The 14,881-nt window shown below is 36.8% G+C and carries 12 protein-coding genes; 5 read left to right on the top strand and 7 right to left on the bottom strand.

Going from position 1 to position 14,881, the window contains the following annotated elements; all coding sequences use genetic code 11:
- Positions 1-27: 27 nt before the first annotated feature.
- The 3 genes from rimP to AB3I34_RS01350 form a co-directional block, all read right to left on the bottom strand.
- A complete protein-coding gene (gene rimP, locus AB3I34_RS01360) occupies positions 28-501 on the bottom strand; it encodes a ribosome maturation factor RimP (protein ID WP_002357863.1) in 474 nt (157 codons plus the stop codon).
- A 205-nt stretch (positions 502-706) separates the two neighbouring features.
- Positions 707-2,593 carry an Ig-like domain-containing protein gene (locus AB3I34_RS01355; protein WP_010712347.1) on the bottom strand — a complete coding sequence of 629 codons (1,887 nt, stop codon included), beginning with the start codon at positions 2,591-2,593 and terminating at the stop codon, positions 707-709.
- 141 nt (positions 2,594-2,734) lie between these two features.
- Positions 2,735-5,155 (bottom strand): cation-translocating P-type ATPase, encoded by a 2,421-nt coding sequence (locus tag AB3I34_RS01350; protein WP_085444141.1) that lies wholly within the window; start codon positions 5,153-5,155, stop codon positions 2,735-2,737.
- A gap of 218 nt (positions 5,156-5,373) precedes the next feature.
- Between AB3I34_RS01350 and rnhC the strand changes: the two genes are divergently transcribed.
- Complete coding sequence (gene rnhC, locus AB3I34_RS01345) at positions 5,374-6,291, top strand: ribonuclease HIII (RefSeq protein ID WP_010712346.1); 918 nt, start codon at positions 5,374-5,376, stop codon at positions 6,289-6,291.
- A 65-nt stretch (positions 6,292-6,356) separates the two neighbouring features.
- On the opposite strand, the gene AB3I34_RS01340 is transcribed toward rnhC, so the two are convergent.
- Positions 6,357-7,529: a class I SAM-dependent rRNA methyltransferase gene (locus AB3I34_RS01340; protein ID WP_010712345.1), complete on the bottom strand. Its 1,173-nt coding sequence runs from the start codon at positions 7,527-7,529 to the stop codon at positions 6,357-6,359.
- Between the two features lie 257 nt (positions 7,530-7,786).
- Here AB3I34_RS01340 and AB3I34_RS01335 point away from each other — a divergent pair, with 257 nt between their 5' ends.
- The 3 genes from AB3I34_RS01335 to AB3I34_RS01325 all read left to right on the top strand — a co-directional run bounded on the left by AB3I34_RS01335 (position 7,787) and on the right by AB3I34_RS01325 (position 11,268).
- Positions 7,787-9,895, top strand: a complete 2,109-nt coding sequence (locus tag AB3I34_RS01335; protein ID WP_010712344.1) for an LTA synthase family protein — start codon at positions 7,787-7,789, stop codon at positions 9,893-9,895.
- 105 nt (positions 9,896-10,000) lie between these two features.
- Positions 10,001-10,702 carry a hypothetical protein gene (locus tag AB3I34_RS01330; protein ID WP_002360505.1) on the top strand — a complete coding sequence of 234 codons (702 nt, stop codon included), beginning with the start codon at positions 10,001-10,003 and terminating at the stop codon, positions 10,700-10,702.
- 14 nt (positions 10,703-10,716) lie between these two features.
- Positions 10,717-11,268, top strand: coding sequence for a hypothetical protein (locus tag AB3I34_RS01325; RefSeq protein ID WP_002377727.1), 552 nt, complete (start codon positions 10,717-10,719; stop codon positions 11,266-11,268).
- Positions 11,269-11,306: 38 nt separating this feature from the next.
- Here AB3I34_RS01325 and AB3I34_RS01320 read toward each other — a convergent pair whose 3' ends face one another.
- Both AB3I34_RS01320 and AB3I34_RS01315 read right to left on the bottom strand, forming a co-directional pair.
- Positions 11,307-12,764 (bottom strand): HAMP domain-containing sensor histidine kinase, encoded by a 1,458-nt coding sequence (locus AB3I34_RS01320; protein WP_010712343.1) that lies wholly within the window; start codon positions 12,762-12,764, stop codon positions 11,307-11,309.
- The gene (locus AB3I34_RS01315) at positions 12,764-13,483 is read right to left on the bottom strand and encodes a response regulator transcription factor (RefSeq protein WP_002381953.1); all 720 of its coding nucleotides are present in this window, start codon (positions 13,481-13,483) and stop codon (positions 12,764-12,766) included. The genes AB3I34_RS01320 and AB3I34_RS01315 overlap by 1 nt, the downstream gene beginning before the upstream one ends.
- A gap of 214 nt (positions 13,484-13,697) precedes the next feature.
- Between AB3I34_RS01315 and AB3I34_RS01310 the strand changes: the two genes are divergently transcribed.
- Positions 13,698-14,477, top strand: coding sequence for a Cof-type HAD-IIB family hydrolase (locus tag AB3I34_RS01310; RefSeq protein WP_002369540.1), 780 nt, complete (start codon positions 13,698-13,700; stop codon positions 14,475-14,477).
- A 17-nt stretch (positions 14,478-14,494) separates the two neighbouring features.
- Here the strand turns inward: AB3I34_RS01310 and AB3I34_RS01305 are convergent, their stop codons facing one another.
- Positions 14,495-14,701, bottom strand: a complete 207-nt coding sequence (locus AB3I34_RS01305) for a hypothetical protein (RefSeq protein WP_002357875.1) — start codon at positions 14,699-14,701, stop codon at positions 14,495-14,497.
- Between the last annotated feature and the right edge of the window lie 180 nt (positions 14,702-14,881).

Genomic DNA, 14,881 nt, shown 5'->3' with positions numbered 1-14,881 from the left:
ACCTTTTTTTACATTCGAGTCTGTTGATTAAAATTGAATGGCTAAACGAGCTTTTGCGATATTTTTACGTTCAAAAGTCATTTCCTTCACTCTGGTTTTAATTTTTACACTTAATGTTAATTGTTCTGAATCAAGATGGACTAAGGTACCCTCAATCTGTTTTTCTCCATCAACTGCTTGATAAAGAGAAATATGAATGTACTTACCTACCGCTTGTTCATAATCGCTTTCTTTCTTTAACGGACGTTCTGCTCCCGGAGAAGAAACTTCCAGAAAGTACGCTTGCGGAATTGGATCTGGATCCATTGCATCTAGTTTTTCACTTAATTTTTCGCTGACAAAGGCACATTCCTCAATATCAATGCCACCTTCTTTATCGATAAATACTCGTAAAAACCAATTTTTTCCTTCCTTAACAAACTCTACTTCCACAAGTTCAAAATTTTGTTCTTCTAAGATTGGTGTGACTAACTTTGTTACAGTTTCCACAGCACTACTCAAAATTTTCGCCTCCTTCGAGATTGATGTAACGAACCGTGTCCTGATGACTTTTCCATCAAAAAGAGTGAGCAGAAATCCGCTCACTCCCAACTAGTATCATTACGCTAAAGATAGTATAGCACAGAACCTCTCCAAACTCAAATGAACAAGCTAAATCTCTCGAAATTTGCACATTTTGTCTCGATTACTGAAACTATCTAAGCGATTATTTTTTCGTTTTAAAATAGATAAATAATCCTTGAATCAAAAGAAGGCTACCCAAGAAAAGAAACGAGTTTTCTTTTGTTTCTCCTGTTTTTGGCAATTCCTTATTACGAATCGCCTGTTTTTCAATAGTTATTGAAGTAGTTTCTGTGGTTGAATTCGTAGTAGTATCTGTTGTCCCACTCGTTGGTGGTGTGGTACTTTCTATTGGTTTTTCTGGCGTATAGTGATTAGTAAATACTTGACCTCCATCATACTGAATAGTCGCCACGAGATTTCCTAAAAGCGCCTCGACGGTTACTTGGACTTGAAGGTTGTGCGTATCGTAGGAAACACCTGTCTGTTGCGTGTTTACTTCCCGAATGGTGTATTGATAGTTTCCAGGAGTTTCAAAGGTTAATGGTGAAAATTGAATTTTCCCTAAAGTATCGTTACTAACCGTTTCTAGTACTGTGCCTTTCTCATCTAACAATTCAAATTGAAACTCAGCATCCTTCAGTGGTTTTCCTAAAAGAACTTTTCCAGCTAAAAATGAAGCAGCGACTGGTTGATATGAAATCTTATGATTCACAACAGTTTTCAGTGCAACTAAGTTTTTACCAAAGTCTTCAGGTGTTATTGGAATCTTGTTTTGCGAAAGTTGGTAACCAATAGGTGCTTTGGTTTCTTCTAAAGTATAGTTATCTTTTAACAAGCCTTTAACAATCGCTGTTCCGTTTTGATCTGTTGTGATTTTGGCCACTGTTTGATTGGTTGAGTTACGAATGAGTTCAAATTCTGCACCTGCTAAACGCTGGCCTGCTTCATCTTCTTTATGAATTTCAACAACATATTGTTCACCATTAGCTTCTCCACCACCCGTTTGTGAGACACGACTCACTTCGACTTCTTCCACCACCGTTTGATTTTCTGTTAATTTTGCATAATTTGTGAAGGTTTCACCTTTTTCGGGAAGATGATCGATTTTGGTTTTATAGGTGATACGATATTCATTAGTCCCAATATTGCCAAAATGCACCGAAAAATTACGGTCATCAGGACCATACTGGACAGCCAACTGACCAGTTATATCTTCCTCTGGCGTGAACTGCCAAATAGCATTTCCATCCAGTGTCCATTGTCCTCGTTCAATTTTCATAGTGTCTTTCATATAACTTAAACTTTCTGTTTTTAGCACATCTTCCACTTCTAAATCAGTATACGTTTGCCCTGTTGGATTAATCCGTAGTACATTGTAAATTTCGGTTGGATCGTCTTCGATAAACCACGAATACTTGCTAAATTTTTCATTAACATCATCGCCTTCACCTTGGTAATCAAGATCGCCAGCAAATATTTTTTCTCCTTCAACCGTGACGTAAATAGGAATCTTGGATTCATTTTCCACATTTTCGAAATCAATCAAACTTGTAAAATATAAAGACCCACTAATATTGGCATGGTTTTCTACGTAATCTGTATACGTTAACGTGACCGTTTTATTTGCTACATCGGTCTGTGCAATTGCAACCACAGCACCTGTATCATCTACTACATTAAAGGTCATATTTTTCTCGAGACGTAGCTCTTCGGGTAAAGTAATCACACTCGTATCCCCACTATTAACGGTATTATCCGGTAAGTTGAACTCAATTCGGAGGTAGATGTCTGTATATTGATTAATGGTCCCAAGCGGGTTTCCCTCTTTGTCCGTTAGTTGAATCGCTGACACAATGTTGCCCACTTGTTTACGCGGCACTACATTTGGCGTAGCAGAAATTTGATTAGTTTCACTGGTACTAGTTGGTTCCGTTTGCGCATATCCTGTTTCAAGTTTCAGAAAAGGCGTTATCAGCGTCGACAAAAGAATGAAAAACATTCCCCAATAGACAAAACTTCTTTTTTTCATTTTTATTCAATCCTTCCTACCTAAAATAATTGGTTAGGTTTATACTATCAAGGATTAACTAGGTACAAGTGTTTTTATTTTTCTCAACAATAAAAAACAAAAAACACCGAACCAAAATAATTTTGGCTCGGTGTTTTGCTCCTAATGTCTTTTCTTATAAAACCATAATTGAACTTTTTCAGAAATGGTTGATAAATGTTGGAAAGTTGAGTCTGCTGCAAAGAAAAGAATGGCTAAAAGTAACAAGGCTGTTGGCGATACCGAAGTTAACGAGAACAAGTTTTTCATGGAAATACTTGTAATAACCATTCCGATTAAACAGCCAATCATTACGCGCTTGCGGTAACGATTCATTGGTGAACTAATTTTATAAAGAACCATAAAGCCGACTGAAACTAGCAACAATGTTGCAGTCGTTGAAATGTCCGTTTTTTGAAGTGCAAGAATATCACCACAAATTAGTAAGGCACCGACTACTAACATATCCGTTAACCCACCAGGAATTGCTTTTGATAACACATTGAAAAGAAATTTCCCTTCAATGCGACGATGATTTGGTTCCAAAGCTAGAAATGTCGAAGGAATCCCAATTGTAAATAAACTAATCAATGTGACTTGTGTCGGTTGTAAAGGATATGTCACGGCAAAAATCATAGCAAAGACAGACATCAGCAAGGAGAAAATATTTTTTACAAGGAATAAACTTGAAGAGCGTTCAATGTTATTAACTACTTGGCGGCCTTCAAAGACAACCTCCGGCATCGTTGAAAAATCAGAATCCAACAACACAACTTGCGAGGCTTGTGCTGTAGCTTGATTTCCTGAAGCCATGGCAATACTACAATCTGCTTCTTTCATGGCTAAAATATCATTGACTCCATCCCCTGTCATCGCCACTGTATGATCTAATTTTTTCAACAATAGCACAAATTGTTTCTTTTGTTCTGGCGTGACACGACCAAAAACGGTGTATTTTTCTAAAGCTTCTGTCTGGGCTTCCATTGTAGTTAATGTTCGCGCGTCCACGTAATTTTCAGCACCAATAATGCCTGCCGCTTGTGCTACATTGGATACTGTTAAAGGATTATCACCAGAAATGACCTTAATGGCCACATTTTGTTCAGCGAAATATTCAAAAGTTGCTTTGGCTTCTTTACGAATCGGATTCCAAAGAAGAATGTAGCCTAGAGGTTGAACCTCTGCTGTCAACGTTTCTTGAAATTCTCCTAAATACTTTCCGAACACCAATAAGCGATAGCCTTGACTTGTATAATGTTCCACTTCAGATTGATACATTTCATAATTGTCTCTCAAAATCATCTCTGGCGCCCCAAGAATATACGTCGCTTCTGGGAAAGTCACGCTACTAAATTTTTCGACAGACGAAAACGAGGTATAGCTAACGGCTTCCCTCTGATTATTAGTAACAAAAAATTCTTTCATCGCTTTCATCGTATCATTGTCAGCTGACATTGTTCGGCAAAAATCGCCAATTAATTTTTCGACATGGGTTAAGTCTGTACCATCATTTTCGATACTCACCACAGGAACCAACTCTTGGACTTCCATCGTGTTTTCAGTAATTGTTCCTGTTTTATCTACACATAACACATCGACACGTGCTAAGGATTCGATACTTTTCATGTTGTGCAATAAAACGCCGCGCTTCGCTAAGCGCATTGTGCTGGCAGCTAATGCAACGGTTGTTAAAAGGTACAACCCTTCTGGAATCATCCCAATCAAGGCAGCTTCCATGGAGACAATGCTGTCATGAAGCCCTTGATGGTTGATGAAATAACTTTGGAAAAATAGAACACAGCCGATCGGGATAATAATAATCCCTACCCATTTCACCAAACGGTTAATGGAACCGACCATCTCTGATTGTTCCCCTTTTTTAATTGACTTCGCTTCAAGCGTTAATTGATGAACATAGGCCTCAGCGCCAATTTTATCAATTCTTGCATAACAAGAACCTGACACAATAAAGCTACCTGACAAAAGTTGACTATCTGCTACTTTGGTAATCTCATCAGATTCCCCAGTTAACAAGGATTCATTCACACGGACTTCACCAGATAAGACAATTGCATCCCCAGAAATCTGTTCACCCGATTTAAAGAGCACCACATCGTCCAAAACCAGTTCATCTGGCGAAATTTCTTGTTCTTGGCCATCCCTTACAACGGTTACTTTTGTAGCGTTTAGAATATTTAAGCTATCTAATACTTTCTTCGACTTAATTTCTTGGTAAATTCCAATGACCGTATTAATGATTACTACTGGCAAAAAGGTCATATTTTTATAAGATTGTACCAGCATTAATAACACACCTAGTACCACAAAAATTAAGTTGAAATACGTAAATACGTTATTAATAACAATCTGTTTCGTTGTGATAAACTCTGTATCGACGGCAGCATTGACTAAGCCTTTTCGCTGTCTTTCTTCAACTTGTGTGGCCGTCAAGCCTTGTTTATCTTCTGGATAATAGCGTTCCGCGTTAGCAGTCACTGCTATTGGTTCATTTTCTTGCATTTCTTTTTTTCTTCTCAAACACATCACCCCTTGTTCTAGTCGACTCTTTCATCGTCTCCTTCTCTCCCACAGTATAGCACTGAATAAAAATTTAGATAACAACTAGCGCCCAACTATAGAAAAAAATTATACATTTCCTAAACATTGTCATTTTCAGGAACAAGCTAACGCAAAACCTTTTCATTTACTTGTTTTTCCTTTACTATAGTAAAGAAGAAATATCAAGAAATGAGGAACAATTGATGGCACAGAATCACGTAATTAAAGTTAGTAAAAAAACATTAGCAGAGATGACCACTGTTTATCAACCCAATCGTTTAAATAAAACGGTCCCTTATACTGTCTTTGTGGCCAAGGTTGGCACCACTACTATCACCGCTTATCAATCAGGTAAAGTCATGTTTCAGGGACCTCAAGCTGAAAAAGAGGCCGCTCGTTGGGAAGGAACGAGTACCACACCAAAGAAAAAAATTTCTCCCCAGACTACTACACTGCCTGCTGATTTTGGCAACTGGTCTGTGATAGGTTCCGATGAAGTCGGTAATGGTAGCTATTTTGGTCCTGTAACTGTCTGTGCTGCCTATGTTGACAAAAGCATGATTAGCAAACTAAAAGCATTGGGTGTTCGTGATTCCAAAGAATTAACCGACCCACAAATTATTCAATTGTCACATGTCATTAAAGAACTGATTCCTTACAAGTTATTGATCGTTGAACCAAAAAAATACAATGAGATCCAACCAAACTACAATGCTGTACACATGAAAGTCGCTTTGCATAACCAAGCGATTTATCTGTTGCTACAAGAGTTGGCTCCCACAAAGCCAGAAGGGATTTTGATTGACCAATTCACGCCTGAAAATAATTATCGGAAATATGTTCGTAATGAAAAAAATCAAGTCACTGAAAAATTGTTCTTCGTCACTAAAGGAGAGCAGTATCATGTTGCCGTTGCTGCCGCCTCTATTATTAGCCGCGCTGCTTTTTTAGAAGAGTTAGACAAAGAATCTGCAGAATTGGGTTTCTCTGTGCCCTCTGGTGCTGGCAGCAAATCAGACCAAATAGCCGCCCGTATTTTGAAAAAAGGCGGCCTAGACTTATTAGCGAATTACGCGAAGCTGCATTTTGCAAACACCCAAAAAGCCCAAAAGTTACTATAAAATAAACACTAAGCAAAAGTCCCAATGCCGATTAGCGGCGCTGGGACTTTGCTTGGTGTAAAAAATTATTTTTCAATTTCGATAAACAGGACTTTTAAGTAATTACCTTCTGGAAAATTAGGATTCACTTGAAAATCTGTCGGTAATTGATACGTGTCCGTAATCTTGTAACGAACATTTTTCTCTTGCAAGGCAGTAATCACCATTTTTTGATATTTGGCTAAGGATAAATTTGCCGCATTGGTTGAGGCAATAAGCGTTCCCTTATCCGTTAAAATATCAATAGAATCTTTCACTAGCTCCCCATAATTTTTAGCAACGGAAAAAACTTTCTTTTTGTTGCGAGCAAAACTTGGCGGATCCAAAATGATCATGTCATAACTCAAGCCTTTACGTGAAGCATATTTAAAGTAGTCAAAAACATCCATAACAATAATCTTTTGCGGGGCAAGATTTAAATGATTGACTTCAAATTGCTCAGTCGTTTTCGGCAAGCTTCGTTTAGCTAAATCCACACTAGTGGTGGCCACGGCACCTCCCATAGCGGCAGCTACTGAAAAAGCACCTGTATAACTAAACATATTTAAGACTGTTTTACCTACTGCAAAACCATCTACTAATCGACCACGAACTTCTTTTTGATCTAAAAAGATGCCTGTCATTAATCCTTCGTTTAAATAGGTAGCAAATTGAACGCCATTTTCAGTGACAAGTAATGGCTCGGGTGCTTGTTCGCCATACAAAAACTGTGATTCGGGTAAATCTTTTGTGGAAAAGCGAATCTTTTCGTAGGCACCAATAATGTCAGGGTAAACTGTGCGAAACGCCATCAAAAGTTCGGCTTTTTTCTGATAAAGGGTTTCATTATACCATGAAAAAACGGCGTAATCTGCATAGCGATCGATGATCACTCCCCCAATGCCATCCCCTTCTCCATTAAATAATCGATACGCGGTTGTCAGCGAATCCTTTTCAAAAGACGTCCGCTTCTCACGACTTATTTCAAAGAGTTGTTGAAAAAAAGATTGATTAATTGGTCCATGCCATGACAGCAACCAACCAATGCCTTTATTTTGTTCGCCTAAATATCCTTCAGCTAAGCGCTGGCCTTTACTATCAATCAAAGTAAGCCAATCTGTTGGCAACGGCGCCGGCACTTGTTGCAAATCTTCTTTTTGAATTAAAGGATATCCTTTTTTAAATTTATGTTCTGCTTTTTTAGTTACTTGAAGTTTCATTCTGTACACCTACTTTTCAAAGTCCTATCTAGTATAGCAAAAAAAGACCCATCTGTCTTTAAAGGATTCAAGCTTCACGTCATTTAACGAACTAAAAAGTTTAAGGAAATAGTAAGTTTTCTTTAACATCATCATTCCTCACTTCGGTAAGAATTGACATAAAATTTGTGAAAGAGTAAAATTAAAGCGATATTGTAAAATACGAAATTTACCTAATTTTACTTTTATAGAATCATCGTTTAGAAAGGACGTTTATTTTGAAAAAATTATTTAAAACAAATATTTTGAACACGCGACTGGGGTTATTCTCGCTAATCGCCATCTTACTGTGGCTAAAAAACCTCTTTGCGTACGCCGTTGATTTCCATTTACGTTTGGAAAATATTAACGAGTATTTCATACTCTTAATTAATCCAATTGCCACAACGGTCTTTTTATTAGCCATCGCTTTGTATGTTCGCCGTAAAAAAGCTTCTTATATTACAATGATGATTATTTACTTCTTGATGAGTTTACTGCTCTTCTCAAATGTCGTGTATTATCGAGAATTTACTGACTTCATCACAGTTAATACGATGCTTGGTGCTGGCAAAGTAGCTAGCGGTCTTGGCGAAAGTGCCTTACGTCTCTTTAGACCTTATGACGTCATTTATTTCTTAGACTTCATTATTATTGGCGTATTATTATTAACGAAAAAAATTAAAACAGATGCGCGTCCAGTCCGCGCACGTGTAGCAGTCTCTGTCACACTCCTTTCTGTTGTCTTTTTCTTATTCAATCTATTTATGGCTGAAACAGAACGTCCCCAATTATTAGGACGTCAATTCTCTCGTGACTATATCGTGAAATTCTTAGGCTTAAATGCCTTTACCGTATACGATGGCATTACAACTTACCAAACAAACCAAGTCCGTGCCGAAGCTAGTGCTAACGATATGAAACAAGTTGAAGATTACGTGAAACAACAATATGCGGCACCAGATGATAGTAAGTTTGGTATTGCAAAAGGCAAAAATGTAATTTATATCCATTTAGAAAGTTTCCAACAATTTTTAGTTAATTACAAATTAAAAGATGAAAATGGCGTAGAACACGAAGTCACACCATTTATCAATAGTCTTTACAATAGTAAAAGTACCTTTAGCTTTGATAACTTCTTCCACCAAGTTGGTCAAGGAAAAACAAGTGATGCCGAAACGTTACTTGAAAATTCACTATTTGGTTTAGACCAAGGTTCACTCTTTACACAAGTTGGTGGGAAAAATACGTTTGAAGCAGCACCCGATATTTTAAAACAAACGCAAGGTTACACTAGCGCTGCTTTCCACGGAAATGCCGGTAACTTCTGGAATCGAAATGAAACCTATAAACGTTTAGGCTATGACTATTTCTTTGATGCTAGTTATTATGATGTTAATTCAGATAACTCATTCCAATATGGGTTACACGATAAACCATTCTTTAATCAATCCGTTCAATATTTAGAACATTTACAACAACCCTTCTATTCTAAATTTATTGCTGTATCCAATCATTATCCTTATTCTCAATTTACAAACGATGAAGCAGGATTCCCAATTGCAAAAACCTCTGACGAAACAATTAATGGTTACTTTGCAACAGCGAATTATTTAGATAAAGCGGTCGAAGAATTCTTTAACTACTTGAAATCTTCAGGTCTCTATGAAAACTCAGTCATTGTTCTTTATGGCGATCACTATGGGGTTTCTAATTCAAGAAACCAAAACTTAGCAGAATTAGTAGGTAAAACCAAAGCAGATTGGAACGATTTTGACAACGCCAATATGCAACGTGTTCCTTATATGATTCACGTTCCTGGTCAAGAAAATGGCGGTGTGAACCATACGTATGGCGGCCAAGTTGATGCCTTACCAACCCTTCTACACTTGCTTGGTGTCGATACGAAAAACTACATTCAGTTAGGCCAAGATTTATTCTCTAAACAACACAATCAAATCGTTGCTTTCCGCAACGGCAATGTTGTAACACCTAAATATACTATTTTAGGTTCTAGCATTTACGATACTAAAACAGGCACTTTAATTACAGAGCCAACCGAAGAAGTTAAGAAAGAAATCGCTGATTTAAAAGCCAAAGCGACGAAACAATTAGAAACGTCTGACCAAATTACTAACGGTGACTTGCTTCGTTTCTATACCAATAGCGGCTTAAAACCAGTTAACCCAGAAGACTATGATTACAAGAACCAATTGCAACAACTGGAAGCAATTGAAAAAGAAAAAGGTGAAAAATCAACGAGTGTTTACAGTAAAAACAATAATAAATCAACCGTTGATGAATATCACACTGACAGTTATCAAGGCTATCAAAAAACTGGTAAATAAATCTTCAAAAAGCTTGAGCAATTTGCTCAAGCTTTTTTGCTACTTTTTCATAATTAATTCATATTATTTCACTATACTAAAGATAGTTTAGAGAGGTGAAAGTTGATGAGAAGTGTCCGTTACGCTACAGCTAGTAGTTTTTATCATAAAAAAATCACGTTAATCACTGCACTCTTCTTCTTCCTGTTCTCTTTCTTATTGACTGGGCTGTTTAACTTGATTGATTTTGAAAAAGAGTTTTTACGAACGATGCCAGACTTTGTCGATATTGAAAAACAAACTAGTTACCATTACCAACTGATTCAATACTATTGGCACCTCTATTTAGGTAGTGTCATTTTCTTTGGTGTTACTTTTCTTCTGTTGATGTATGTGACATTACGCATAAAAAAGGAAGAAATACATACATGGTATCACATGCACTTTTCAAATATGTATGTCACCAAACAGCTCTTACTAGAGTTATGTTTACCAGCTCTATTAGGAATTTTCAGTTTTTTACTTTTCACTTTAATGTTTCAAGAAACGTATAATACTGTTCTTTGGGCTGCTCGTGATGCTATTTTACAGTGGTCTCATTTGGAAACTCCAGCATTTTTAGCTAAAAGTACCGACCAGGATGTCACGATTACAAATATCCAGCATTTAGGGATTCAAACGATCCAAGCATTTTCTTTTGATTTTAAAAGTATGCAGTCGCTTTATACAATCCGTAATTGCTTTGTTAACTGCTTAATCTTGCTTGGCATTCCTCTTGTTTGCGGGACTCCTTTCACGTTGATTTATTTACGCACACATAAGAAATAAGGGAGGGATTTTCTATGAATGTCACACCATCATTCAAAAAAACAACCGAAAAAAAATCCTCATTCGACGCGTTAGCTTTGCGAGAAGTTTATGGAATCATTTATTCTGCTCCAGAACAAGAACTCGCATTGGCCGATTTTTTCCAAACAAACCAATTAACCATTACTAGGCTTTCTTCTAGTGAAACCTTTCTGCCCTACTTGCCATTAGAAGAAAATTTATTTATCGCTAGTACAATCAAAGAACGGGATCGAAAAGTAGTTCTAGCCGAAGCTTTCCAGATGTTCCAATTAGAACCTGCCTTACTTGGTCGTTCCTTTACTTCTTTTACGACTTTTGAAAAAATTAAAATGCGGATAATACAACTTTTGCTTTCAAAAACAAGTACGTTAGTGATTGATGACATCTTTTCTTCATTAACGATTGGACAACGTCAAGAAATTTTACCTCAATTAAAAATAGCAGTTCAAAAAAGAAACAAGCGCTTGCTATTTCTGACAAAAGATCCACAAATTATTGATAGTCCCTATGTGCACCCCCTGTCTCTACATGCGTTATTAAATTAAAGAAAACGTCTGGCACTGATTGTGACCAGACGTTTTCTTTAGTTTTCAGTAATTTCAACATCAGGAAATGAAATAATAAACGTGGTGCCTTTACCAAGTTCACTCTCAACATTGATTTTTCCTTTATGCAAGCGGACCAATTGTTGAACGATTGGTAAGCCTAATCCTGATTCTCCATATTTAGTATTTTTACGGGATGGATCTACTTTGTAATAACGATCCCAGATATTCAGAATTTGTTCTTCCGTCATGCCAATTCCTGTATCGGAAATACGGACAATGGTTTCTAAATAGCCTTTTTCTAAAGCAATATGAATTTCGCCATTTTCAGTAAATTGGATCGCATTTTGAACAATATTGACAACCACTTGAACGAAACGATCATAATCGGCATACACATCAATTGGTTCGGTGGTGTCTAAATACAATTGATTACCGGCGGCTTCAGCTTTGGCCGTTAGTTGAGTCACAATATTTTCTAAAGCTTCTGTTCCGTTGAACTTCTTCACAACAATTTGAATCTGGTTGGTCCGAATTTTTTCATAATCAAGATTTTCATTGACTAAGCGAATCAAGCGAGCGGTCTCATTTTGCATCAGTTTAATCGCATTCTCTTTTTGATTTTCAGGAATAGCATTATACTGCAATCCCTCTAACAAGCCATTAATAGTTGTTAAAGGCGTCCGCATTTCATGAGAGGCATCCGCCATAAATTGACGACGGCGCTCTTCTTGACGATTGATTTCTTCTTGTGATTCTTTTAAAGACGCGGCCATTTTATTAAAATCTTCTGCTAGGTCATCAAATTCATCTTTGTCATGAACCGGTAATTGAATATCAAAATTTCCACTAGTAATTTCTTTGGTGGCTTTACGCATCCGATTAATTCGTTTCACTTGGAAAGTCGCAAATAGATAACTTAGTAACAAGGCAATCACACCAGAAAAAATAAAGCCTTTAATCAAGTTTTGTGTCACGGACTGGACACTTCGGTCAACGTTTTTGGCAGGTTGTGTAATAATCATTGCACCAAACAGAGTTTTAGTAGTCTCATCGAGAACAGGCAACATCACGTAAGCTGAAGTATTCTTTTCCCCATAGATATCAATATTTTCTGTTGCATAAACATAGTTACCTTTCATAATTTGATCCCAATATTTATCGATTAAGGAAAAATCTAACTTTTTCTTACTATCAATTGTTGGGTATAGAACTTCTCGATTCTTTTTAATAAATACAAATTGTACATCTTGTTTTTGTAGCACTTGCTCAGTTAATTGTAACGAATAAGCAAAAGCATTTCGTTCTGATACTCCGGCTATATTGGTGAAAAATCCCCTTGTTTCTATCACTGATTCTGCATAACCAGATAATTGATCATAGTTGTTAGCTTGCATTGTGCGCTTGGTCAATTGTGTGAAAGACGTTCCGACAATGAGAATAATCAGAGCGATCACACCTATAAAAGCAAGTAATTGTTGATACAAATACTTCATTAAGCAACACCTGAATCGTCGAATTTATACCCTACGCCCCAAACCGTTTGGATGACTTGAGGACCCACTTTTTCAATTTTTTGTCGTAATTTTTTGATATGGGCATCAACTGTACGTTCATCGCCAAAGTATTGATAGTCCCAAACCAATTCTAGTAGTTGTTCGCGTGAAAAGACTTGGCGTGGTTTTTTTGCTAAAGTGTATAGCAAATCAAATTCTTTAGGTGTTAAGCCTTCAATTAATTGATTATCTAAATATGTTTCTCGTGTTTTCGTATTCATTTTAAAATGATCCGTAATCACATCAAACGTTTCATCTGTATTCTCAGACGTATCATGCGCAGCCTCTGCCACCTCGGCACGACGATGTAGAGCTTTCATCCGTGCAATCAAAGTTAATGGACTAAATGGTTTTGTCACATAATCATCCGCACCCATTTCAAGGCCAATTACTTGGTCACTTTCAGAATCACGAGCGGTCAACATAATAATGGGAACATTGGCTGAAACTTTGCGAATTTCACGACAAACAGCCATCCCATCCATACTAGGTAAGTTTAAGTCTAACGTAATCATGTCCCATTTTTCTGGCGAAGCAAGAAAGGTCGCCAATCCTTCTTTGCCATCATCTTTAAAGGTAGCTTCCCACCCTTCATTTAAGAAAAACATTTGCATCATTTCTGAGACGGATTCATTGTCTTCAATCATTAATATATTCATTTCATTCACTCCTTATTCACTTTTCATAAAACTGCTCTATTGTAGTATACTCTAAAATTGAATTTGTACCAACCGATTCTATATTTCTTCAAAAATCCTTTACAGAACCATCAAAAATCACTTTTTTTCCTGCTCTTTTAAAGAAAACGAAGGGAACCCATTGTCTTTTCAGAAAAGTTTGTTAAAATAACAAGCGTAGAGAGGATGTTAGGGTATGGATAAAATGAAAGCTATTACTTTTTTTGATTTAGATGGAACTTTGTTAGATGGAACATCGCAAATTACTCCTGAGATTACCGCAGCAGTGGCGGCCTTGAAAGACAATCAAATTTTACCTTTAATTGCGACAGGACGGACCTTGTGTGAGATTCAACCAATTATGAAAGCCAGTGGTATTGATTCTGCGATTGTAATGAACGGGCAATTTATTCATTATGAAGGAAAAACGATTTATTCAGATGAATTTACAACAGAGGAATGTGTTTCACTGCATGAACATGTCAAACATCGTGGTCATGAATTGGCTTTTTACAATGAGCGCCGTATTTTTTGTACAGGGCATACTGGCACAGTGAAACAAGCCTATGATTATATTCATTCAGCTGTTCCAGAAATTGATCCCACAGGTTATGAGAATGATGCCGTCAACATGATGTTGGTCTTAAGTCAACATGGCGATGATGATGAATATTACTATGAGCGGTTTCCTGAATTGACCTTTTATCGCAATGGTCCTTTTTCAATTGATATTGTTCGTAAAGGGGTCTCTAAAGGCTCTGGTGTCAAAAATCTTTTTAACACCTTGGGATTAAACGGCATTCCCACTTATGCCTTTGGTGATGGCATCAATGATTTGGCGCTGTTTGAGGCCTGTGATTATGGAATTGCCATGGGTAATGCGCGAGAAGAACTAAAAGAAAAAGCCACCTTTATTTCAACTAAAAATACTGAGAATGGCATTGTTAATGGCTTGAAAAAATTTGATTTACTATAAGAGAAAACTACCTTCTTCTATTGATGTACTTTAGAAGAAGGTAGTTCTTTTGTATGTTCATTTTTCTTTTTCTGCTGAGCACAGAGAGCTACTCCCACTACTTGAATCAGCAAAATCGCTCCCAACAAACAACTTAATACGATGTTTCCTGATAGGATTGTTCTTCTGATTAAAATAATTAATACGACACTGCTAATTCCGTAGAGTAACCATTGGTTGTCCATTTTTATTGACCCCTTTGTTTTTCTATGTTTAGGATAGGATGTTTCCTACTAAAATGCAAGGAAAGATCCTAGATTCTTACAACTAACCCATAATTTTTACTAATTCCTTATTTGTTTTCATTTATTCTTAAGATTCGTTTCATTTTTGTAAAAAATCACACTTTTTTTCTATCTCTGTTT

It is taken from the genome of Enterococcus sp. C102(2024) (genome assembly GCF_040888205.1).
GTDB lineage: Bacteria > Bacillota > Bacilli > Lactobacillales > Enterococcaceae > Enterococcus > Enterococcus faecalis.
The sequence above is the reverse complement of the archived record's forward strand: the minus strand, read 5'-3'. Positions and strand labels throughout refer to the sequence as shown.